The organism is Yersinia entomophaga, from assembly GCF_001656035.1.
In the GTDB taxonomy this organism is placed as follows: Bacteria; Pseudomonadota; Gammaproteobacteria; order Enterobacterales; family Enterobacteriaceae; genus Yersinia; species Yersinia entomophaga.
On the sequence record NZ_CP010029.1, the window covers coordinates 3,342,001 to 3,365,196 of the forward strand.

Sequence of the window (23,196 nt, forward strand, 5' to 3'; positions counted from 1 at the left end):
ATTATAATTGAATGGCCGATGGGGCTATAGGATATAAAATGAAAAATTAAATTTTAATTACAGTTTAGGGTTAATTAATTTCTTCAATAAAGGAATAAAAAAGAGAATTGCGAACTTCGCCATTTTCTTCCTCTATCAAAGTCTTGAATTTTTTCTGTTGCTGAGAATTTAAAGAAGATAATTTATTATTTGACTGATGGTTATTTTTATTGAGATGCGACACTGCCTGAGAACACATTGGCAAACACATTACGCTATCAATAACCGCTTCACTGATATTGGGGAATCCGCCGGCAAAACGAACCAGATGACTAATGCCAGGATTACGCTCAACTTTTGAAGGAGTATGTATCTCTGGGTTGAAATAGATAAACATGTAGCCGGGGAATAGCGGTTCTATAACTTGCCTGGTCTGCCCTGGCCGATCGGCTCGAGAACGATATGTCCGTAATATTGGGCTAAAAACCATGATATTCAAACGCTCTAAAGCTATTTGCGCATGTAGTAGATTTTTTTTTCCGGGTTTATGACAAGTGAGATACCAACGTTCCATTATTTGGCCCTCTGGCAAGAGGTTTATTAACGAAAGATGCGGTATGCCGGGCCAAGCTCCGCCAAAATCGTACCCAAAGGATAGAATTTGACAGTTTTATCTATGACGAAGCTCAAATTAATCGCCACTGCAGACTGCATCTAGACTAGATAGCATTCATAAAGTGCGAGGTATAACTATCATGAGAAATACTTTAGTAAAAGCAAATTATTTCTACAACCTAGTAAACAAACTTTTACAAAAGCTATGAATGAATCGGATTTTTCTGCAATAAAATAGCTAATTTACACTGCCTATCTCACCGTTTAATTCTGTATATATAACTTTAGAATCATATGTATCTCCTTGTTTCGGTTACTGCTATAGGGTTTGAAGCCTATGTGTGAAATTATGGCTATAATGACCATGATATTATGGTGCTGACTTAGCAAACGCATCTGTTATATTCAATTTTATGAAAGTATTCTGTATGGATAATGTTAAGTCTGGCGATAAATCTCAGAGAGTAAGTAGGCAATAAAAATCGCGATTATAAAACACTATAAAATTTATGTTTTTAACAAAAAATCCGATAGGTATATTTGTACAAAAATTATATCGAAACTAAGAAGAACTCCACTTTTCCATTTAAAATAAATGATATTTTATGTTTGAAGGCTATTTCATCTAAATTATTAGCCTTATAAAAAGGCTTGTGATAAATAACGATTTAAGTTCTATTTTGTGCGTAAACCCCGGCTTCGGCCTCGCGTGGTAATGATCTGTTCGTCGTAAAAACGCTTCTTCATGGGCATGTCCTCACGTTACTGAGGAAGACATTACTAACATCACGGTGTATTCATCGCGGCGAGCAGGTCAAAATGGTGTGCGCGTCTGTTGTGAGCGAAAAGCCGATGTTTTACTTGGTAAAAATAGCATGGAGTGTCGAGATTACCCGTTGCGACTCAAGAGTTGCGGACATCGCAGTGTTCCTAGGAAAAACTTCAAGCAGATTCTAAATCTTATCGTTTGCAACCTGCGGCCAAATTCATCAAATTAAGCCAGTACGCCCCTTCAACTCTTAATTATGGAAGATAGACATGATGCATAAAACCCTTTCCTGTGCGCTGCTGCTCGTCGCGTCAGGTTCCGTGTTTGCAACGCCTCAAACAGAAAAGAAACTGAGTGGAATTGTTAATAACGTTGTTATTCCTTTGATGAAGGAACAGGCCATTCCTGGCATGGCGGTGGCGGTGATCTATCAGGGCCAACCTTACTACTTTACTTGGGGAATGGCTGATATCGCAGGCAAACAGCCTGTCACGCAGCAGACGTTATTCGAACTCGGTTCCGTGAGCAAAACCTTCACCGGCGTACTGGGTGGAGATGCCATTGCACGCGGTGAAATTAAACTGAGTGATCCAGTGAGTCAATATTGGCCAGCGCTTTCAGGGAAGCAATGGGAAGGAATTAGTTTGCTGAATTTGGCAACCTATACCGCCGGTGGTTTACCGCTTCAAGTACCTGATAACATTACCGATGAGGCGTCATTACAGAATTACTATGAAACCTGGCAGCCACAGTGGGAACCGGGCACAAAGCGTCTTTATTCAAACGCCAGTATTGGGTTGTTTGGCAAATTGGCGGTTAAACCTTCAGGTATGAGCTTTGAGCAGGCGATGAATAAACGCGTGTTCCAGCCATTGAATCTAACGCATACCTGGATACAGGTTCCTTCAACGTGAAGAAAAACACTATGCGTGGGGCTATCGCGATGGGAAAGCTGTTCACGTTTCTCCAGGTATGTTGGACGCTGAAGCCTACGGCGTGAAATCTTCAATAGAGGATATGGCAAGCTGGGTGCGCGCCAACATAGCGCCGTCTGAAGTAACCGATGCCTCGCTACGAAAGGGGATTTTGCTTGCCCAGTCGCGGTACTTGCAAGTGGGCGACATGTATCAGGGGCTGGGTTGGGAAATGCTGAATTGGCCGATGAAAGCAGCAATCGCGGCCGGTGGGAGCGATAATAAAGTCGCACTCGCACCGCTAAGTGCGACAGAAATTAACCCGCCTGCTCCTGCATTAAATGCCTCATGGGTACATAAAACTGGTTCAACCGGCGGATTTGGAAGCTACGTGGCTTTCATTCCCGAGAAGAATCTTGGCATCGTGATGCTGGCGAATAAAAGTTATCCTAACCCTGCGCGTGTCGAAGCCGCTTACCGCATCCTGGAAGCTTTACAGTAAAGTAAATAGTATGGCCCGCTTTAGCGGGCCTTCTCAAATAACGGGATACTTCTAACCCTGTTGCATCACGTCTACTTAGGTGGCCAGTTTTAGTGTGCCACTCCAAATTGAATAGACCCGGGTTTCGTAGACACTTTTTTGCCTCATAATGGAGGCTCAATGAAGGAGTGTTTATGTCAGCCAAAAATTTCACTGAAGAATTCAAAATTGAAGCCGTACAACAGATTAGCGAGCAGGGATACCCTGTTTCTGAGGTTGCGGCACGACTCGGTGTTTCTACCAACAGCCTTTACGCGTGGATTAAGCGTTACCAAAAACCTGAACCACAGCGAAAGCAGGACGATGCCCTTCAGCACGAAGTAAAGCGCCKCAGGCAAGAACTTAAGCGTGTGACTGAAGAGCGAGATATTTTAAAAAAGGCCGCCGCGTACTTTGCAAGAACGTCAGGCTGAAGTACGCCTTCATTAAACAAATGTCCTCCTTTTATGCTGTACGCCGGTTGTGTCTGGTTCTTGGCCTCCATTACAGCGGTTATTACCAGTGGCTAAAGCGACCTCAATCTTTGCGTGCCAGGCAAGATGAGCGCCAAACAGGTCTTATTAAGCAGCTGTGGCTTGAAAGTGGTACGGTTTATGGTTATCGAAAAATCTGGCTCGATATGAAAGACTTGGGTGAACGCGCTGGGCGTAACAGGATCGCGCGCCTAATGAGGCTTGCAGAGTTGGCTTCTCAAACCGGATACCGGAAACGACGCTATTACGGCGGCGGAAAGCCTTCAGTTGCCAGCCCTAATTACCTTGAGCGCCAGTTCATTGTTCCTACCCCAAATACTCATTGGGTGAGTGACATGACCTATATAAGAACGCATGAGGGTTGGTTGTATCTGGCCGTTGTTCTCGATCTCTTCTCGCGCCGGGTTATCGGCTGGAGTATGGGTGGACGAATGACAGCAGAGTTGGTGATGGACGCCTTGTTGATGGCGGTGTGGCGACGCAAACCAGCGGCAGAAGTACTAATCCATTCGGATCAGGGTTCTCAATATACGAGCGAAAGATGTCAGCACTTTATGACAGCTCACAATTTAAAAAGCAGCATGAGTCGTCGTGGGAATTGCCATGATAACGCGGTGGCAGAAAGTTTTTTCCAGTTGCTGAAACGAGAACGCATAAAGAAACGGATCTATAAAAATAGAGAAGAAGCAAAGGCTGATATCTTCGATTATGTAGAGATGTTTTATAATGCTAAACGTCGGCATAGTGCCTGTGAAGATCAACCCCCTGCAGTTTATGAAAGYGCCTGGTTCATGAGGCACGCTACCGTCTAGGAAACTAGGGTCTATTCACCTCAAAAACAATAAAGCTTTACGAGGTGCCTAACAAGGTGCCTAAAAGGTTCGGATTTAATTAGTTTGCTTCAGACTCAGCGGGACAAATTGCAGGCACAAAAAAGCCCGCAGGGCTTGCGCCGTGCGGGCTCTTAGGACTTTATCGGATGACTCTGGTAATCATCGATTGAAGATTTTGGGCTGGCGTCCCTGTAACTAGATATCTATTTGATTGAATTTTCTAGATAACTGTTGTTTCTGACTTTACCTTTGGTTCTATAAAGGAACCATAAATCGTAACGGCATGAACCCCTGAAAATAGTCCGTTGGCAAACTGTATCAAAAAATATCAAACCTCTTGGTTCAACTTCCTGATGTCATCTGAACTCATTTCATTGGTCTTCCTTTAACATGTCGATTACGTTAGCTACATACATTAAGTCTTCCGCCTGTTGGAGATTGTTATGAAAAACTGGTCAGTTGAGCATACGAGAGAAGTGAAGAAGTGGCTGGACATAGATACATATCGCGGATTCGAAGAGCTTCCACTCATGCAGCTTTATCATGAACTACTTGCAAGAACCTTGTTCTTCAAACCTTACCATGAAGAATTTGAAGCGAAGGCCGTAAGCCTCTACATCGACAGGATCTTCAATGGAAATCCCTTTCTCATCACAGAAAAGCATTTAGGTTATCTCACAAGAGAGGACACATTGTATCAGCCCCCGCACTTTTTTCTCACAACCACCGAACGACTGGCACAACTCAGCATCGTTGGACTGCGAAATTCATTGTTCTTCTGGGATGGAAGCGATGAGTATTCTGTTAACAGAGAATTCCTCGATAGCCCTGTATCGGAAGTTTTGCCAAAATTGTTCAGAGATACGGTCATGGTCGAAATTGACCTAGCAAACGGGACAGATGAAGAGATCGCTGAATCACTCAAAGCTGCACTTCCTCAATGGCGTAAAGTGCGTGGTATAGAACCAGATGTAACGGAAGCTATTCGCTTTGGTTATGGAACGATTAAGAAAATCATCAACTACAGACTTATACCCCTTATTGATATCTTGGTATGGTCAAACCTGCACCAAGTTCGTGTATCCGAAGACCGCCTTTCCCGGCTCCTGTACACGGATGATGATGATGAAGAACAAACCCGCCTGAACCACCAAATCAGGGATACGGACAGACCCCTTGCTCTGAAGGCCGCGAGTATACCGTTCATCCGTCAGTTTCATCTGTTCATCAACAAAAACGACCACCTAAAAAAGATCAGAGTTTCAGACGTGATGAAAATCGCTGATTCTGACTAAGACCAACCTCCATTAGCTCTGGCGTTCTCGGCTTCGGTCTTTTTCCTGCTGATTCATTTATATAGTAATTCCCATCGCAACTGAAATGAGGAATAAAATATGAATCAGCACAATACTCGCCTTATTCGTTTACCAGAGGTTCTAAATCGAACCGGTTATGGTAAAGCGTGGATCTATCATCTAATCAGCAAAGGCTGTTTCCCATCACCAGTCAAAATTGGATCTCGTGCAGTTGCTTTCATTGAAAGTGAAGTAGACGAATGGATTCAATTAACTATCGAAAATTCAAGAAAGCATGTTGCCTGAAATAAATTACAGCCTTCTTATTTATGAAGATTAATTCTCAGGTTTGTAAAGTTTAAATCTTTAAAAAACCTATATTTAACGTAATTCTTTACGTTTTTTTAGGCAGGTCTTACGCCATAGGTATTTAAAGGTGGTTTCTTAATATCGGGTATGGATACGGATAATAATCTTCTTTCATACCAGAGAATAGCTCTTTTAACATTAACTTTCTTTCTTTCTTCTAATAATGAAAGTATTATATTTTTTTCTGCATTTGAAATTTCATTCAACAATATAGTGTCATCAATATCACATTCAAGTTTAGGTTTGTTTTGTTTTACTATGTATTGACGCCAATTTGATGGTAAATCAAGTGTAAGTCGAGGGATTTTACTTTCGTTAAATACTTTATTGTTTTTTTCTAAGCATTTATTTTTAGCTTCTGTAAGGGAAGTAAAGATATCTGATTTATCTGATCCTTCTGTGTCTATCACTACATAAACAGTAATAAAGTCTTTTGGGCATATACTTAATTCATTTTTGTTTAAAGAATCGAATGCTTTCTTCGGGACGGGATAGAATAAATAAGGAACACATATCGATAGTATTTTATATCTGTGCTGTGCCATAACTCACCTCGATCAACGGAATGAAATCTGATTATAGCCAAGTTAAATAAATAGAACAACCTTTTTAAAATTGACAAAAAAATATATTAGATTATAAAAATATAAAATAATAACAAATAGAGGTAAAAATATGTTCAATGAATTAGATTTTAATAAAATACTAATATCTTCTGAGCGTCGTATATATTTCAATGGATTCGAACATGCCTTTTTTTCTTACGATGGTGTAAAACCTATCCCTGAAAATTTTGATAATATGTACTTAATTACTAAGATGAATTTATTAAGAGCACAAGCAAAATCAAACTTTATATATTATGAATTATATGATAATAATGTAATTCACACTGAACTATTTCAAAATAATAAACTTAATAAAAATGATTTATCTATTGATGTATTCACAGACAAATATATAAAACGATTTTTACATGTAATAGAAATGAGTAATGATCTTGACAATAATGATTGGGAACCATATATTAAATTTTTATCAAACATGGAAATAAAAAAATCATTTTATGCATTACAATACACCATACTTTCAATGCCTGTTACTTCGCATATACCACAATATTTGGTTGAAAAGTACCTGAATAAATTATCTGAAGAACGAGATATGCATAAAAACAACAACATAAAATATTTGGAACAATATATTTTAAATCTCTTTGATCTAAAATATATATGCATTCATTGATAGAATCTCCAATGAAGTATTTCATAGGTATACCGATCCTTAGGGGAATCGATAGATATTCCTGTATGTCGATAAGATGAGCTAGACGAAAAAGTACTGCTGCATCATTCGCTTATAGCTTATCTTATGCTTGCGTTGATAAGAATTGCCCCCATACTTGTCCTCTCATAAGAAGTAAGGTGTTCATACACACCCCCAACAGCTCATCATCTCTCTAAGTTGCTCAACGTATTGAAAGCGAGTGCAGGCTTCCCTGACTTCAATGGTGCCAACGCTACTGACCCACGCTTCTTCGATTAAGTCAGTACAGAATCCTTTCGCATTGTGATTACTGAAGGGATACATTTCATACTATGAGCCACTAACAACTCTTTGAAATCCCTGCGTTTTAACGTCATGTTAGCTTCTTAGCTTCTTAGCTTCTTAGCTTCTTAGCTTCTTAGCTTCTTAGCTGTTTGCCGATTCAAGCGGCATATGAAAATCAGAAAACATTATTGATTATCATAGGATAAGCAGCATCTTTTTTCGGAATCGCCATTCAGATGCTAACATCCTGTAACATATTAATTAAATGGTGTATCCTCATTTCTATAGGAAAAATCCGCTTTAAAGCGGTTGCTGATTGTGATTATTAGTTTTGTGGGGCAATGGCAATGTGCGAAAGGGTGTTAAAAAAAGATGTTTATTCTGAATGGGTTATACGCAATAGCCTGTACTGGATGACTTCGCTTACTCAGTGGAAACTCTGTGAAGATATATCCTCCTGGACAATCTCTTTTGAAAACGATAGTCCCGAATGCCTCTATGAGTTCGAGAGGCTGCTGAATGATTACACTTTGCGAGAAAAACTACAGCATAAAACTGGGGCGTTGAGAGATTCTATTGTCCATAAAGTGCTTCGCAGTGTCGATGAAAGGCTATCGTAATGGAATTGATGCCATTCAATTTTGACAGATTGCCTAATGGACAGGTGTTTATAAGCAACCTCGCTGGTTTTCATCACTTCATTAATGAGCAAGAGCTGCTTGATCTTTCTAATGAGCAAATCAATGCGGAGCAATCAAACGCACTAGAAAGCAAGCTGTTCATAACCAACGAAAGCTCATCAGGTATCGCTCCCTATGCTTTAAGTTCTGCTTTTGCAAAACGATTGATGAATGAACTGGCGATCAGGCCAATTTTCATGATTGTGCCCACATTACGTTGCGACCATACCTGCAAGTATTGTCAGGTCAGTAGAGCTTCAGTGAACGCCTCTGGTTATGATTTAGATCCCGCTCTCATCCCCGATATCATTTCTACTATCAAAAAACTATCAACTCCACCTTACAAGATAGAGATACAGGGTGGAGAGCCACTCTTGCGGTTCGATTTAATTCAGTCTATCTATGAGCAATGTGCTGAAACGCTGGGAAGCACCGATTTTGAGATGGTGGTAGCTTCAAGCCTGTCTGTCTTGAATGAGGATATGCTTGAATGGTCGAGAGACAGGAACATAACGTTCTCTGTTTCGCTTGATGGTGAGGAAGTTGTTCACAACAGTAATCGAATTCTTGGTCATGGGCTTGCGTACAGTAGAACAGTGTCAGGGGTAGAGGCTATCAAACAGTCTTTAGGCGCTGGTCGCGTTGCAACGGTTACTACAGTTACTAAAGATCTCATTAGGCATCCTGAATCGATTGTCCAGGCTCACTTGTCTCTTGGCCTCAAGGACATGTTTATCCGACCTGTAAGTCCCTATGGGTTTGCACAAAAAGCATCGTTCACATTTTCTATGAAGGAATACTTCAGTTTCTATGCCTCGTTGATAGATGAAATTCTTAAGATCAACAAAGAAGGGATAAGGGTTGTTGAACATTCGGCCTCCATTCATCTGAAAAGGATCTTCAATCCCGGTTTTAGTGGTTATGCGGATTTAAAGTCGCCAAGCGGGGTCGTGCTTAACAGTATTCTTTTCAATTATGACGGTCGAGTATATGGTAGCGATGAGAGTCGTATGTTGCAGAAGGTGAACCCTGAAACGGAGTTCAGTGCGGGTGAGGTTAAAACGCTATCATTTTCTAAGAGTCCTTACTATAACGCAGTGTTGAGTTCATCGTTCAATTTTGCTCTGCCGGGCTGTGATACATGTGCATATCAACCATTTTGCGGTGCAGATCCATGCCAGAACATAAGTGTACAGGGTGAGCCTGTCGGTGATAGGAGTCGTTCAACGTTTTGTCAGTATCACAAGGGGATGTTCAGGTATCTGATGAACTGCATCTCAGAAGGTGGTCAGAAGGCTGAGATGCTAAAAGGATGGGCATATGTCTGAGGTTATTAGGAACGATATCTTTCATTTTGCTTCAAAAAAGAATGTGCCCACGGGGTTCTATCGGTTATGCAAACAAAAACCAATGAACCCTTTATTCTTTTTACCCAATTTACTGGTAGTTGCTGAAGGCAATAATGATGCCATTCAACCATGCTTTGATTTCTCTGTTATTAGCACTGAATTATATGAGTCAATTGAAGATGGAGATATTGGGATAATCAACAATGGCAATATGATACGCGTAATTCTGTCCCGCAGAGCCAATCATAATACTGTCTTAGTAACGGAACGCTGCAATAACTTGTGTCTGTTTTGTTCGCAGCCACCTAAGAAATCAAATGATGACTGGCTACTTACCCAATCAGCTCTTGCTATAGCTTCATTTGGTTTGGATGGAGTTGTTGGGGTCAGCGGTGGAGAACCTTTGCTGTATGGAGATGATTTCCTTCACTTCATTGATTTTATCATCGAGAATTCACCAGATACTGCTTTGCATGTTTTAACAAACGGACGCAAATTTTCTGATATCAACTTTACTCAGGAAATGGCAAAGCGAAGCAAAAAGATCAAAATCACCTTTGGTATCCCGCTCTACTCATCAAGACCACTTGTGCATGATCATCTGGTAGGGAATGATGGCGCATTTAATGAAACGGTTAAGGGGTTAATTAATGCAGGAAACTCAGGGATTAATATCGAACTTAGAGTTATTCCGACACTGGCTAACTATACAGAATTGGATGATATTGTAGAGTTCGTTGGCCGTGTGTTCTCCAACATCAATCAGATTTCCCTTATGGGGCTGGAATCTATCGGTTGGGCACGAAAGAACTGGTCAACAATCTTCATTGAGCACAGCAGTTATAGTGAGAAAATAATCTCCGCCATAGACGCTGCGCACAGGTCAGGTATACCTCTAACAATTTTTAATTATCCTTTGTGTCATCTTCCCGAAAGAGCTTGGGAGCTTGCTGCTCAGTCGATCTCTGATTGGAAAAATTACTATCCTAAAGAATGTGATGAATGCACTCAGAAGTCTTCCTGTACTGGTTATTTCAGTTCCTCAACAGGCCGTTTTCATCAACCACCGAGACCAATTTTATGAAAAAATTTAATTTTGCTGCTCTACTTCCGGGATTTTTGGCGCTCAATAATTCTGTATGGGCAAGTGATTCATCCACCGGAGCAAGTGATTTGCCTGGTATGACTCTTAATGAACATGATTTAGTGATAGCCCCACTTAACACCGAAGTTCCATTCTACATTGCAGGGCATCGCAGTCATAGCTCCCATCGAAGCCATAGTTCTCACCGATCATCATCAGGTGGCGGGTACTATGGTGGCAGCACTCCTTATTATCCAAAAACATACAGCTCACCAAGCTCATCTGGGTCTTCAAGTTCAGGAACAAGTTCCTCATCGTCCTCTTCCTCTGTGCGTTCGCTTCGTTCTAACGACAATAACAACTCTACTACTACGAATTCTGTTGGAACTACAGAAGCTAACCGTGCAAGTAATGGGCTGACTTCTGGTACAGAGAAGCGTAAGCGCTTAATCATGCGGGTTCAATTCGCTTTGCTGGACAAAGGTTATTACAACGGGAATATTGACGGCATAATGGGGCCTTCGACAAGGCAGTCAATAAAAAATTATCGCATTGCGAACGGACTACCAGTACCCTCAAGTGAAACCTTGGATACACAGTTGTTAAATTCATTGAGTATTTTAGCTCGATAAATTAAGTATATTTAAAATTGTTCACTTTAACATTAACTTGTATGAATATATATTTCAGAGGCGATTAAATGTCAGTCAGTTATAACATATATAGAATGCCATATAAGAGTCTTCCAGAATTGACAAAAAAAATCATTAAAGAAGGGCTTGTCGAACAAAAAACTATTCTACATCAATCTTATCAACTCAAATTTTATTTTTCTGATAAGTTAAAAGGAAATGAAGTATGGTGGTGGGATGTATTTAGTGATTTCTTTAATGAAGAAATTGAAAAGCCTCATAATATATTCTATTTTGGCCTGCTAATAGGATTTAAAGAAAAGGACCCTGAGAATTGCTATCTTATCAGTCTTGGTAAATCACATTTTTATCTCAGCAAGTTTATTGAAGCAGACTTTGGGCTGAATGTGGCAATGCGTATAGCTAATGATGAAAATATTTTGCTCAAGAAAAGTAGATTCTTTTGTGGGGGAAAGAGTCAGGAGGCATCGTCATATTCAAAGTTTGTGCAAGGATCATATTTTCCTGGCGAATCCATCGAACATCTTAAAACAAAAGCCAAAGAAACTGACAAGTGGGGATGTAATAATATAACTTTTTCTGATTCAATACAGCTAAGTTTAGATGGTGCCCCTACTGCATTAGTAGATGTCTTCAATGATATTGATTCTTCGTTGGCAACCAAAGAGAAAATCGAATTTCCTAAATCGGAAAAAATCACTGACGAGTCAAAGATAGATGAGCTTGATAATTATCTACTTCAATCGATCATTAAAGATGATGTAAATGTTATTATAGATGAGATTCAATCTTTTGGTGCCTCTATTGTAATTAATAATTCTTTGACATTTTTTAAATTGCACACAAAAGTTGAGGGGAGTGGAAAGTATCTTCAATCAGCAGATAAGGTTAACGATATAAAAATAACAGATGTTAAGCAATTTATAAAAAACAACGACATAAAGGATATCAATAAAGTTTTTGTTAAGATAACTAATGAAAATAACAGTGGTCATACGGCCTCGCTAAAAGAAATATTGAGTATTACTTATAGCGATGGCAGTGAGCACTACTTCCTTAAGAAGGGAGGGTGGAGTCGATTTAACTCTGCCTTTATGAAGTATTTGTCTACCTCTTTAGCCAGTATAAAATTTGAGGTTAAAGATGCTCTAAAGGAAGACGAATTCAAAGCATGGCAAGCTGAAAAAATAAAACAAATCGAAGAAGGAACTTCTAAAGACAAATTAGAATATAGAGAGTACTATTTTAATGAAAAGATGTCTGTTGAGAAAGGTTATATACTTCTAGATCGCCAGCTCAAAAAAATACCATCCTTACGTGATGATGGAAAGGACTACAATGTTGAAGTTGCAGATCTTTATAAAAATGGAGAGATTATTGCTGTAAAGATATCAGATAAACCGCATGATCTAATTTATAATATTGAGCAGTCAAAAACTACAATTCAAACTATAGTAAGAGGAGTAGTAAAATTTGAAGAGAAAATTACTGATGTGGTTTTATGGATCTCAACTACTACAAAAGCCAAAAAATTGATTGACATCAATTCTATTCAATTTTTATTAGCGGTTCAAACTTGGAAGGAAGTTGTTGAAGGATTTAATTTGAAACCAAAGATATATTATTCGCATCACGAAAAACCCAAAAAGAAAAAGGAAAAGAAAAAGCCAAAAAACGGTTGATTAAAAATATTGAATTTCCTTATCGAATAATTTCAGGAGAGAAAAGAACATTCTAATTATCACATTATAAATATTATTTGAGTGTATTGATGGATTTAAAATCTTATGTGGTGGTGTTATGTGAAACTTACACCACCATTGTTTATTGAACATTTTTAAGAACTTTCAAAATTTACTCTGGATGTTGGTTATAAACCCCTTAGCTGATAAGCTGTGGCACTATTTATGCAATCATAGTGCCCTCATAATCTCTGTACAATTTTATTTGAAATGAATTAAACCATAATTGCCTCTTAATTCATTATCAACAAGAGTAAAGTTCGTCATTTCTCTGTCAAGCCAATAAGACTCTTCAATATGCTCTAACAGTATTATTTGGAAACCACCATGAGACCGCATTTTCTCAACAAAAGAATTAATTTCATTTAGGGCTGCATCAAGACTTGCAAAGTCATCAGTTTTTTTACCAGCAGTACTAAAATATGGAGTGCTGGGCTGGTCAATGACTAAGAATCGTGGAACCCACGGTACTTTTCTATCTCTTACCAATTCGTGAAGTGCAAGGAAATAAGCTACATGTACATACATATAGTTAGAAGCACTTCCAATATCTATCATTTTTTCAACTTGATTTTTATTTATCAAATCAAGTGTTTTTTTTGCCTTGTTGAATATCGGAGTTGCATCCTCAAATCCTTTTAAAGGCATCCGTTTGAATATTTCCTTTATTTTTTCGTTCAGTAAACTCAATGTATATTCTTTAAAGGCATTATTATCTGTTATCTTGCTTTCTAACTCATTAATTTTAGTAGTTATCTTTTCTATAGTATCAGTATAATCATATTTAGGGAGAACAACTATCCGTTTAATTTCAGAGCTGAGTTCACCCATGAACCGATAAAGCTCGATTGGTGTGATTTTTTCATCACTAACAGTTGCAAGTTTTTTACTCAAGGATGATATTTTAAGTTCTAACTCTTTTCTCTTAGCATTTGTTTTTGATATGAGTGAGTTTTGTCCTTTTTCGGCTATAGCCTTTTTTATCTCTGAGCTTTGGTTCAATAAGGATTTAATGATTGAATAGATGTTTTTTGTATATAATATTTCGCTATAATTATCATCTAAATATTTAGCTATTAAAAGAGAGTCTTGGTTGTCTTTTAAAAACTTCTTATATTCAGTATTTGTTTCTATATATTCATTAATGTCTGTCAGTTCTTTTTTTAAGAGGAAAAGTTCTTTTTCAATTTTTGTTCTTTCATTAATTGCTGGGATTTCGTTTATATTCTTGTAATTAACTATCGCTTTCAAATTTTCAAGTTTATCACTTACAGTTGGTTCATTCTTGCTGTTTCCACTTATTAAACCAAAATAATACGCCCTGTCGTATAGTGATTCTATTTCACTTTCGAAATTGAAATAAGAGTCTTTGCTAGCCGACTGTTTATATTCGATGCGAGCAAGATTCCTTTGTAATTCTTCTAACCGCGTTCTCATTATCATAGTTTCGGCGTTTTCACTGCCAAGAGCCATGTCAAAGGTTCGGTCAATACGCTCTCTTGTCTTTAAATCAGAGATTTTCGAATAAAGATGTTCTGAAGAGGTTAGTGTTGTTTGATCTATAAAGCAATGCGGGATAAAATATCTATAGGATACTTTTGACCCTTGTTGTATGAATCTACCACCATAAGGGATTTTTAGAGAACTATTAATACCAAACTCATAATTCAGATGTTCTTTTAAAACATCCTTTTTGATATTGTTAATAGGGATTTGTGGAATGTCTCCATTTTTGTCAAAGTAAACTAGATCATCTTCTTCAAAGTGTGTCGCTTTTCTACAAATAGTGAAATATTTACCGTTTATACTTAATCTAATCCCATACCAATTTACAAAATTATCGACATTTGTTTTTGATATACCATCAGATGATGAGGATAAAAGGCAATAATCAATGATAGCCAGTATGGAGGATTTCCCTTTGCCAGAATCACCTGTTATTACATTTACCTTATTTTCCTCAAGTTCTAAATTCCTCAAGGTTGAATCAATTTGCCATATTAAAATATTAGTAATCTGCATTATAATCTAACTCCACAAATGTCATATATATTGTGTGGTTCTTCTAATAATAAACGTGCAACATTTATAGATGCTGCCTGTATTTTTACGGCTCTTTTGCCAATAAACGGGATCGCATTATCTAATATTAACTTGTTTTTAAATGCTAATTTGCCGTGTTCTAATTCAGCTATTCCATTTTCAAGGCACAATGAAACACAATTAACTGAGGATGGAAGGAAATTATAGAATCTTTTATTTATGGATACTATTATTTCGGGCTTGGTTAATAGTAGATCTTGAAAAGATAGTGTATTGGTTCTCTTGTGGGCAAGGTAATCTAAGCTTTTTTTATGAAATATAATTGGTAAAATTAGCATTGCATTGCTTATTTCAATATTTGATGCTATTGATAACACCTCTTGCAAAGAGAATATACCCAAAAGCTCATTGTTATATATTTTCATTTATAGACTGACTCCCAGTTTTGAAGCCATCCTATTTTGGGCTTATCTGAAAGGAGCAAGAACGTTCCTGTAGTCATAGATTTAGGTAATTGATTTTTATCCAACACAATATTACAGTTTCCTGTCAATTCAGTATAGACAGAGAAGGCTTTATTAAGATGATCTTCATTTATTTCTGTAAAACGGCTTCGTATATACGTTGCTGAATGACGTGATTGCCATTCATCAAGCGCTTTTAGATATATTAGTCTTTCTTCTTGAGTTGTTAAATCTCCAGAGCTTTGCAATTTTTGAATGAAAGCTTCTGTTTTGGCCATTTCATTTATATATTTTACGATTGAATCGCTATTCAAATCCAAATCTTTGAGTTGTTTGTAAGATATCTTTGATTCAACGTTAGTTGGGTATGCAGATTCAAAATCGTAGTATTGGTCGAAATTATTTATACAATTTCTTGAAATTTGAATAATCCTATCTATTCCCAAATTATTTCGAAAATCATCATAACTTATATTTATTTTGGTGTGATTTTTAACCAAATCATATTTGTGTTTAAAAAAAGCACCTGAAATATAATTAAAAGCATCATCTATTTTATCATCAGGGATTGCTAATGTTTTTAGTAATGTTTTTATTTGGCGGATGATCCCATCTTCGCTATGTTGAAAACTTATACTATTAAATAAACGTTTAGAAGAATTGCTATCGAGTGAGTTTATGATAGAAATATACTTATAGAGGTCATCTGACTTATTTTTATGATCTTGTTCTATCTTTTCTATTTCATCTTTTATTTTTTCAATGTCCTTAGTGTCGTTAGTCAAAAGTTGCACGATACCAGGCTCTAAGGTAAGACCTTTGTTAGTGTAAAAAATAAGGCTAATGCTTTTGTCGCCTATGGTCTTAATCGCCTCTGACCAATTATATAATGTTTTTCATAAGTCTATGTCTTTATTAGTTATATTAGACTTGTTAATTGAATGTTTAACTTGAACCAAAGTTTTATGACCCTCGATGCTCTCAAGATGGAGATCGTCATAAACTTCAATCCCAATGTGTTCTTCTGGTTTAAGCTCTAAGGCATGTTTTAAAGCAACGTAATCTTGATAGGTAAAACCTATTGAATTTTTGTCAGCATTAGTTTTTTCAAAGAAATCCATATGGTAGCCCACTAAGGAAACAAGCAATGAAAGCATAAAAAAACATCAGTATCTTTTTTTCACCATATCAAACACTAAAAACATATGGAAGCATACGTATCAAAGTTTAGTTATATAACCTTATGTTTTTATACTGGTTTTATGTACATGTGCGCTTTCAATCCGATGAGAATGTTTTAGCTAAGGGGCATTCGTCAGCATATGGGCTTTCCAGGCTATCCCTATCCTTCTTGCTAATCCCCTGTATCAGTCAAGCAGCGATAGCTTTAGCTCTTTGAGTTTGAACGTAATCACTCCACCATTGCATCAAACTCTGTCGCTCTATCAGATATTCTGCACGATTGTATGCTGCGATAATTTCATCTTTTTTTTGAGTGGGCAAGCGCTGCCTCAAGAACTTCAGATCTGAACTTACCGGATTCTTCTGCCGCTGTTCTTGCAATAGAACGCATACCGTGAGCTACAAGCTCACCTCCAAATCCCATTCGGATGATAGCTGCATTGGCGGTTTGTTCATGCATATGATTAAGCGGCGCTTTAATGCTGGGGAAAACCCATTCTCTATGCCCACTTATTGGTTTCATTAATTCAAGAATGCGCAAAGCTTCTTTACTCAAAGGAACTTTGTGAGGTTTTTTCATTTTCATGAAATCAGCAGGAATGTTCCAAATACTGTTGGTTGTATCAATATCAGACCACCTTGCGCGAACGGCTTCACCCGGACGAACCCATGTCAACAATTGCCATTCAATTAGCATACGTGTTTCCAACCGGATTGACGCATTCGTCAAAGATTCCATAAACCTTGGCAATTCGCTTGGGGGAAGGGCAGGCATATTTTGCTTTTTGGGTTTACTGAATCTTTGGCCAAGGTTGTCAGCCGGGTTGAACTCAATAAGTTCTTCAGTGGCTGCCCAACGGAAGATTTCATTCAGACGGGAAATGATGCGGCGTAGAGTTTCCAATACGCCTCGATGCTCAATAGGATCAAGGTGTTGTTTTAAGAGCTTAGGTCGGATCTCATTGATAGGGATATTACCCAGACCAGGAAAGACATTTCTCTCTAAGCTGCGCCAGATGTCTGCTGCATGGTCTTGTGAGATACCTGAGGTCTTTACCTTCTCATCTAACCATTTCCGCGCTACGGCTTGGAGAGTGTGCTCAGTAGCACTCTTTAATGCCTTCGCCTTATTGTTGTTATGGACTTGGGGATCAACACCATTTGCCAGAAAGGAGAGATATTCGTCTCGTAAGGCTCTGGCCCTTGCAAGGGTAAGGTGAGGATATGTCCCAAGGCTCATTTTGGTTCTTTTCTTGCTCACTGGTACTGCATACCTGAAATACCAATTTTTCTTGCCTCCTTTTGCCAAAGGAGCGATTCGTAGAATCAAACCATCGCCGTCAAATAAGTTGATTTCTTTATCGGCTGGCTTAGTGCTTTTGATTTCAGTGTCAGTGAGCTTCTTAGCGATTTTTGCCATTTGGGACCCTCGATTTTTGGACCCTTCTTAGTGGGTCCCATTCAGGGTGCCATAACTCGTAGTTCTCAGCAATTCTCACTGGACGACAATAGACGTAAAAAAGCCCGCAGAGCTTGTGCTGTGCGGGCTTAGTAGACTTCATTGTACTTCAAACAACTAAAAAGTGGTGGAGCTGGGGGGATTTGAACCCCCGTCCGAAATTACTACGCCGTCGGCACTACATGCTTAGTCCAGTCATTACATTCGCCGGTTAGCTGCGGACGGACACGCCACTAACAAACTATCCTGATTGGGTTTAACGCTTTCACCCCAGGCAAGGTGTCCACGCGATCTCTTTTGGGTTTGACCTCTCTTGATCCCCGTCCTAAGAGCGGAGGCTAGGGAGAGAGGGAATCTTCAGTTTCTTAGGCTGATTAAGCTGCTAAAGCAGCAGATTCGTATTGCGAGTCGTTTGCAATTATTTTTTTTGCGGTTTTTTACGAGGCCTCCGCACCTCGGCATGCACCTTGGGTTTCGCGAATCCCGTCGAATCCAGAATCAGCCCCAAAGAACTTCTGTAGTATACCAGAACTATAACCTGTTAAGCCAGAGACTTAACGATTAGAGTGTTTCATAATTCTGGCTTTATCAACCTGCCATTCGCGATCTTTAATATCATCACGCTTGTCATGGTCTTTCTTGCCTTTTGCGACGCCGATTTTAACTTTAACCCAGGCATTTTTCCAATAGACGGAAAGAGCCACTACGGTAAAACCGTCGCGATTAACTTTGCCGACCAGTGAGTCAAGCTCACGTTTATTCAGCAGTAGTTTACGGGTACGCATAGGTTCGCAAACAACGTGTGTAGACGCGACGTTTAGTGGGGTAATGGTGGCCCCAAACAGGAAGGCCTCACCGTTTCTAAACGTGACGTAGCTATCGCTGATGTTGGCTTTACCAGCGCGCAGAGATTTTACTTCCCAACCTTGCAGCGATAGGCCAGCTTCGAATTCTTGTTCGATGAAGTATTCGTGGCGGGCGCGCTTATTTTGCGCAATGGTTGCGGAACCGGGTTTGTATGCTTTTTTCTTTGTCATAGTGTTGATCATTATACTGTATGCGTTGACGAATGAAATCCTTTCCCGTGCGCTGCGGCCTTATTTTGTCGATTTTATTACCGTTTATGCGCCGTTGATTTTTTGTCAGTTGCCAGATAAATGGTATTATCCGTGCGTTTTATGTCTCTCAGGAAATGTTATGCCACAGATTAGTCGCTCTGCATTAGTGCCATTCAGTGCAGAACAAATGTACCAACTGGTTAATGATGTTTGCTCTTACCCAGAGTTCTTGCCTGGCTGCACGGGGAGCCGGGTGCTTGACGCTTGCGATAATGAAATGACGGCGGCGGTAGATGTTGCCAAAGCGGGTATCAGCAAGACGTTTACCACGCGTAATACGCTAACGGATAACCAAAGTATCAACATGCAGTTGGTTGACGGACCTTTCCGTAAGCTGATGGGCGGTTGGCATTTCACGCCATTAAGCCCTGATGCCTGTAAAGTGGAGCTGCATCTGGATTTTGAATTTACTAACAAGCTGATTGAATTGGCTTTTGGCAAAGTGTTTAAAGAGCTAGCGGGGAATATGGTGCAAGCATTCACCCAGCGTGCAAAAGAGGTCTACAGTGCCTGATCTTTACGTTGAGGTCGTTTATGCCTTGCCAGAGCGTCAGTATGTTCGGAAGGTGAGCCTCGCGGAAGGCAGCACGGTTGAGCAAGCGATTGAGGCCTCGGGGCTTTTAGCGTTGCGTACTGATATTGATCTGCAAAAAAACAAAGTGGGGATTTACAGTCGCCCCGTAAAATTGGGTGACAGAGTTAATGATGGCGATAGAGTCGAAATTTATCGTCCGTTAATTGCTGATCCCAAAGAGTTACGTCGAATCCGCGCTGAAAAAGCAAAAAAATAAGGCGCGTTGTGCGCCTCACTTTTTATCAGCCCTGAAGCATGACGGATAAAGCCAGTCTGATTGAAGATCAGCGCCAATGGCATTTATCCGTTAGCGCTATATCGAAGGTGATTCTCTATCTTCCTTCTCTACCACTAGCATGATCGACGAAAAAATTAATTTCCGCTCAGCGCTGGTTCATTTTTAATATCAGTCAGAACACCGCTGCTGTTGAACGTCAGGGTCAGCGTCTGCTGTGTAGCCTTTTCGTGTCCCGGCTGCTGGCGGAATACGTAGAACCAGGTTTGAGTTCCAAACGGGTCCTGCAGCATCGGAGTACCTAGTGTGTATGCCACCTGTTGCTGCGTCATACCTTTATGAATTTTGGATACATCGTTAGGTGACAGGTAGTTACCCTGATTAATATCAGGCCGATAGACCACCTTTTCCAGCGTGGAACAACCCGCGGTAAGCATCATTAGCATTACAGCGGCGGCAGTCAGCATTTTACAGCGCATAGTAATCACATTCCTTTAGGGCATAGGATGACGATGATAATAGACCTTGCAGCAGTTGGAAACCTTTACAAGGCTTCAATATGACCTCCTGAATGCAAAAAAGTTGAGCTTTTTTATGCAGCAAGCAGCTCTTTCGCGTTTGCCAGGGTATTTTTCGTCACTTCGCTACCGCCTAACAGGCGCGCTAATTCTTGCAAACGGGCTTTTTTATCCAGCTTATGCATCTGTGTTTCGGTTTCTGCGCCATCCGTTTGTTTACTGACAAAGAAGTGTTGATGGCCACAACCTGCAACCTGCGGAAGATGGGTCACACACATGACCTGAGTGGATTCCCCCAACTGACGCAACAGTTGACCGACAATCGCCGCCGTTGGCCCGCTGATACCGACATCTACTTCATCGAAAATGAGTGCTGGCGTATCCATTTTGCGAGCAGTAATAACCTGAATAGCTAATGCGATACGCGATAACTCGCCACCGGAGGCAACTTTAGCCAAAGGTTGCAAAGGTTGCCCTGGATTTGTGGTCACACTAAATTCTATACGGCTTGCCCCTTCTGCGCTGAGGTGTTCCGGCTCGAAATGCACACCAATGGCAAATCGGCCATGCGGCATAGAGAGCTGGTGCATGCTTTCGGTAATCAAGGTGGCCAGCTCTTCTGCATAATGCTGACGAGCCTGATGTAGCTGATTTGCCAATGCCAATGCGCGCTGATAGTGAAGATTGACCGTTTCGCTTAACTGTTCCTGATCGCTTTCCTGTTGCGAAAGGAGTTGTTGTTCATCCAGTAGCTGTTGATGAAGCTGAGGAAGTTCTTCCGGCGCAATGTGGTGCTTCCGAGCCAGATTAAGCTGGCGTGATAGTCGCTGTTCCAGTTCATATAGGCGATTCGGATCCATATCCAACTTTTCACCATAATGGCGCAATTCATCGCTAGCTTCGCTAATCTGGATCGATGCTTCTTCCAGCATATTCAATAAATTGTTGAACTGCTCATCCATGCCTGCCAGTTCGGTAATATGCTGTTTGGCGGTATAAAGCTGGCTGAGAATATTTTGTTGTTCATCATCAGAAAGCAACTGTAGAGCCTGCTGGCTGATAGAAATCAACTGACCGCTGTTAGCCAGACGCTTGTATTCGGCATCGATCTGCTCATATTCGCCCTGCACCGGTGCGAAGGCATTCAGCTCTTTAAGATGATATTGCAGCAGTTGATGACGAGCATCACGCTCAAGGGATTGCTTCTGATGCAAGGCCAGCGAACGGCAGCTCTGATGCCACAGTTGGTAGGCGGTTTTCATTTCAGCTAGCAATGCCGGTTGATCGGCATAGGCATCCAGTAGCTGTTTCTGGTGATCTGATTTCAATAACAGCTGGTGAGCATGTTGGCCATGAATTTGAATCAGGAGTTGCCCCAGCTCTCTTAGTTGAGAAAGAGGAACCGCAGTGCCGTTGATAAAGCCCCGCGAACGGCCATCGACCCCAATAGCGCGACGCAGCAGACATTCATTGCTGTCATCCAACTGGTGATGTTCAAGCCATGCGCGAGCAGTTGGGGTGTCTGCTAATGAGAAACGAGCGCAGATGTCGGCTCTGGAAGCGCCTAGACGCACCATGCTGCCATCTGCACGGCTACCCAAGCATAATCCTAATGCATCAATAGCAATAGATTTGCCTGCGCCGGTTTCGCCAGTAATTGCGGTTAATCCGGGCTGAAAATCAATTTCTAACTCGCGCACAATAGCAAAATTACTGATGGTCAGTTGGGCCAGCATGGTAAATCTCCTGTACATAAACACATGTCTGTATTTGAATACAGTATAAACTGGTTTTATATACAGTAAAGTGGCAAAATAACTTTTTAGAATAATTTTTTTGACCAACCCAACTTGGTGCTTAAGGTATTGAAATAGCTGTAGTCCTTTGGATGAATCAAATTCAGGTGGAAATCGCTGCGTCGAACCAGGACTTCTTCACCTTCCTGAATGGGTAGGGCGATCTGGCTGTCACAGCTCACTTCCAGATCGCTGCTAATCTTGGAGAATTTCAATCGAATGGTGCTGCTGCTGTTGATAACCAAGGGTCGCGCGGAAAGCGTGTGTGGAAACATGGGCACTAAAACTATGGCGTCCAGCGTCGGCGTCAATATCGGGCCGCCGGCGGAGAGTGAGTAAGCCGTAGAACCCGTCGGAGTGGCAATAATCAGGCCGTCGGATCGTTGGGAAAACGCAAAACGATCGTCGATATACACTTCGAATTCGATCATATGCGCGACTTTTCCGGGGTGTAGTACCACCTCGTTGATCGCGGTGCTCATTCTGCATTGTTGATTGGCTCGCCGAACCTGAGTTTCCAGCAAAAATCGCTGTTCGCTGAGATATTCGCCTTCCAGAACGTCAGAAAGTTGCTGTTGCGCGTTATCCGGGTCTAGATCAGTTAAAAATCCCAGATTTCCTCTGTTGACGCCAATCACTTTGATATCATATCGAGCTAAGACGCGCGCTGCGCCCAACATGTTGCCATCGCCGCCGACCACCACCGCCAGATCGGCTTTTTGACCAATTTCAGCCAGACTGCCGGTAACGGCGTTGGTTAAATTGAGGTCGCGGGCAATTTGCCGTTCAACCATAACGGCATAACCCTTGGATTTTAGCCAATGGTAGAGCATTTCGTGTGTAGCAAGAGCGGCCGGGTGACGTGGGTGACCGACAATACCAATACAGTTGAATCTTTTATTCATTGCCGTGGTTTTCCTCAGTAGAGCCTGTTTGTGCCCTACATTGTGACCGGTTCCC

General features: G+C 40.4%; 21 protein-coding genes, 1 other RNA gene and 2 pseudogenes. 12 read left to right on the plus strand and 12 right to left on the minus strand.

The window, feature by feature from the left end; genetic code table 11:
• Positions 1-70: 70 nt before the first annotated feature.
• On the minus strand, positions 71-553 hold the full coding sequence (locus tag PL78_RS15100; RefSeq protein ID WP_064516745.1) for a transcription termination/antitermination NusG family protein: 483 nt from the start codon (positions 551-553) through the stop codon (positions 71-73).
• Between the two features lie 1,079 nt (positions 554-1,632).
• Between PL78_RS15100 and blaYRC the strand changes: the two are divergent.
• The 4 genes and pseudogenes from blaYRC to PL78_RS15125 all read left to right on the plus strand — a co-directional run bounded on the left by blaYRC (position 1,633) and on the right by PL78_RS15125 (position 5,725).
• Positions 1,633-2,779, plus strand: a pseudogene (blaYRC, locus tag PL78_RS15105) (YRC family class C beta-lactamase).
• Between the two features lie 173 nt (positions 2,780-2,952).
• Positions 2,953-4,103, plus strand: a protein-coding gene (locus PL78_RS15115; RefSeq protein WP_145933971.1) for an IS3 family transposase whose coding sequence is annotated in 2 segments (ribosomal slippage) — positions 2,953-3,190 and positions 3,190-4,103 — 1,152 coding nt in all. Because the reading frame shifts where the segments join, the coding sequence is not laid out codon by codon here.
• A 464-nt stretch (positions 4,104-4,567) separates the two neighbouring features.
• Positions 4,568-5,419, plus strand: coding sequence for a DUF6387 family protein (locus PL78_RS15120; protein WP_048990909.1), 852 nt, complete (start codon positions 4,568-4,570; stop codon positions 5,417-5,419).
• A 99-nt stretch (positions 5,420-5,518) separates the two neighbouring features.
• Positions 5,519-5,725 carry a helix-turn-helix transcriptional regulator gene (locus tag PL78_RS15125; RefSeq protein WP_001071601.1) on the plus strand — a complete coding sequence of 69 codons (207 nt, stop codon included), beginning with the start codon at positions 5,519-5,521 and terminating at the stop codon, positions 5,723-5,725.
• A gap of 98 nt (positions 5,726-5,823) precedes the next feature.
• Here the strand turns inward: PL78_RS15125 and PL78_RS15130 are convergent, their stop codons facing one another.
• Positions 5,824-6,333: a hypothetical protein gene (locus PL78_RS15130; RefSeq protein WP_235600978.1), complete on the minus strand. Its 510-nt coding sequence runs from the start codon at positions 6,331-6,333 to the stop codon at positions 5,824-5,826.
• A 130-nt stretch (positions 6,334-6,463) separates the two neighbouring features.
• On the opposite strand from PL78_RS15130, the gene PL78_RS15135 reads away from it, so the two are divergent.
• From PL78_RS15135 to PL78_RS15160, 6 genes are all read left to right on the plus strand, one after another.
• On the plus strand, positions 6,464-7,033 hold the full coding sequence (locus tag PL78_RS15135; protein ID WP_064516750.1) for a hypothetical protein: 570 nt from the start codon (positions 6,464-6,466) through the stop codon (positions 7,031-7,033).
• 653 nt (positions 7,034-7,686) lie between these two features.
• Entirely contained in the window at positions 7,687-7,959 is a 273-nt protein-coding gene (hxsD, locus tag PL78_RS15140) for a His-Xaa-Ser system protein HxsD (RefSeq protein ID WP_000333421.1), read from the plus strand.
• Positions 7,959-9,347 carry a His-Xaa-Ser system radical SAM maturase HxsB gene (gene hxsB / locus PL78_RS15145; protein WP_064516751.1) on the plus strand — a complete coding sequence of 463 codons (1,389 nt, stop codon included), beginning with the start codon at positions 7,959-7,961 and terminating at the stop codon, positions 9,345-9,347. The genes hxsD and hxsB overlap by 1 nt, the downstream gene beginning before the upstream one ends.
• Positions 9,340-10,452 carry a His-Xaa-Ser system radical SAM maturase HxsC gene (gene hxsC / locus PL78_RS15150; RefSeq protein WP_000005560.1) on the plus strand — a complete coding sequence of 371 codons (1,113 nt, stop codon included), beginning with the start codon at positions 9,340-9,342 and terminating at the stop codon, positions 10,450-10,452. Before hxsB ends, hxsC begins: the two co-directional genes overlap by 8 nt.
• Entirely contained in the window at positions 10,449-11,084 is a 636-nt protein-coding gene (gene hxsA / locus PL78_RS19715; RefSeq protein WP_023567065.1) for a His-Xaa-Ser repeat protein HxsA, read from the plus strand. The genes hxsC and hxsA overlap by 4 nt, the downstream gene beginning before the upstream one ends.
• A 68-nt stretch (positions 11,085-11,152) precedes the next feature.
• Positions 11,153-12,787, plus strand: coding sequence for a DUF6119 family protein (locus PL78_RS15160; RefSeq protein ID WP_064516755.1), 1,635 nt, complete (start codon positions 11,153-11,155; stop codon positions 12,785-12,787).
• Positions 12,788-13,048: 261 nt separating this feature from the next.
• Here the strand turns inward: PL78_RS15160 and PL78_RS15165 are convergent, their stop codons facing one another.
• From PL78_RS15165 to smpB, 7 genes and pseudogenes are all read right to left on the minus strand, one after another.
• Positions 13,049-14,869, minus strand: coding sequence for a DUF3732 domain-containing protein (locus PL78_RS15165; protein WP_023567068.1), 1,821 nt, complete (start codon positions 14,867-14,869; stop codon positions 13,049-13,051).
• Entirely contained in the window at positions 14,869-15,315 is a 447-nt protein-coding gene (locus PL78_RS15170) for a three component ABC system middle component (protein WP_000708540.1), read from the minus strand. The genes PL78_RS15165 and PL78_RS15170 overlap by 1 nt, the downstream gene beginning before the upstream one ends.
• Complete coding sequence (locus PL78_RS15175; RefSeq protein WP_235600979.1) at positions 15,312-16,148, minus strand: hypothetical protein; 837 nt, start codon at positions 16,146-16,148, stop codon at positions 15,312-15,314. Before PL78_RS15175 ends, PL78_RS15170 begins: the two co-directional genes overlap by 4 nt.
• Before the next feature lie 102 nt (positions 16,149-16,250).
• Entirely contained in the window at positions 16,251-16,475 is a 225-nt protein-coding gene (locus PL78_RS20810; RefSeq protein ID WP_235600980.1) for a hypothetical protein, read from the minus strand.
• Between the two features lie 250 nt (positions 16,476-16,725).
• Positions 16,726-17,956, minus strand: a pseudogene (locus PL78_RS15180) (integrase domain-containing protein).
• Between the two features lie 164 nt (positions 17,957-18,120).
• Positions 18,121-18,501: a transfer-messenger RNA gene (gene ssrA / locus PL78_RS15185) on the minus strand.
• 48 nt (positions 18,502-18,549) lie between these two features.
• Positions 18,550-19,032, minus strand: coding sequence for an SsrA-binding protein SmpB (smpB, locus tag PL78_RS15190; RefSeq protein WP_064516757.1), 483 nt, complete (start codon positions 19,030-19,032; stop codon positions 18,550-18,552).
• A gap of 160 nt (positions 19,033-19,192) precedes the next feature.
• Between smpB and PL78_RS15195 the strand changes: the two genes are divergently transcribed.
• Together PL78_RS15195 and PL78_RS15200 are read left to right on the plus strand one after the other, a co-directional pair.
• Positions 19,193-19,627 carry a type II toxin-antitoxin system RatA family toxin gene (locus tag PL78_RS15195; RefSeq protein ID WP_064518471.1) on the plus strand — a complete coding sequence of 145 codons (435 nt, stop codon included), beginning with the start codon at positions 19,193-19,195 and terminating at the stop codon, positions 19,625-19,627.
• The gene (locus PL78_RS15200; RefSeq protein ID WP_049601881.1) at positions 19,620-19,904 is read left to right on the plus strand and encodes an RnfH family protein; all 285 of its coding nucleotides are present in this window, start codon (positions 19,620-19,622) and stop codon (positions 19,902-19,904) included. Before PL78_RS15195 ends, PL78_RS15200 begins: the two co-directional genes overlap by 8 nt.
• A 155-nt stretch (positions 19,905-20,059) precedes the next feature.
• Here PL78_RS15200 and bamE read toward each other — a convergent pair whose 3' ends face one another.
• From bamE to nadK, 3 genes are all read right to left on the minus strand, one after another.
• A complete protein-coding gene (gene bamE, locus PL78_RS15205; protein ID WP_064516759.1) occupies positions 20,060-20,401 on the minus strand; it encodes an outer membrane protein assembly factor BamE in 342 nt (113 codons plus the stop codon).
• A gap of 113 nt (positions 20,402-20,514) precedes the next feature.
• Positions 20,515-22,176: a DNA repair protein RecN gene (recN, locus tag PL78_RS15210; RefSeq protein ID WP_064516760.1), complete on the minus strand. Its 1,662-nt coding sequence runs from the start codon at positions 22,174-22,176 to the stop codon at positions 20,515-20,517.
• 86 nt (positions 22,177-22,262) lie between these two features.
• Positions 22,263-23,141 (minus strand): NAD(+) kinase, encoded by an 879-nt coding sequence (gene nadK, locus PL78_RS15215; protein ID WP_064516762.1) that lies wholly within the window; start codon positions 23,139-23,141, stop codon positions 22,263-22,265.
• Between the last annotated feature and the right edge of the window lie 55 nt (positions 23,142-23,196).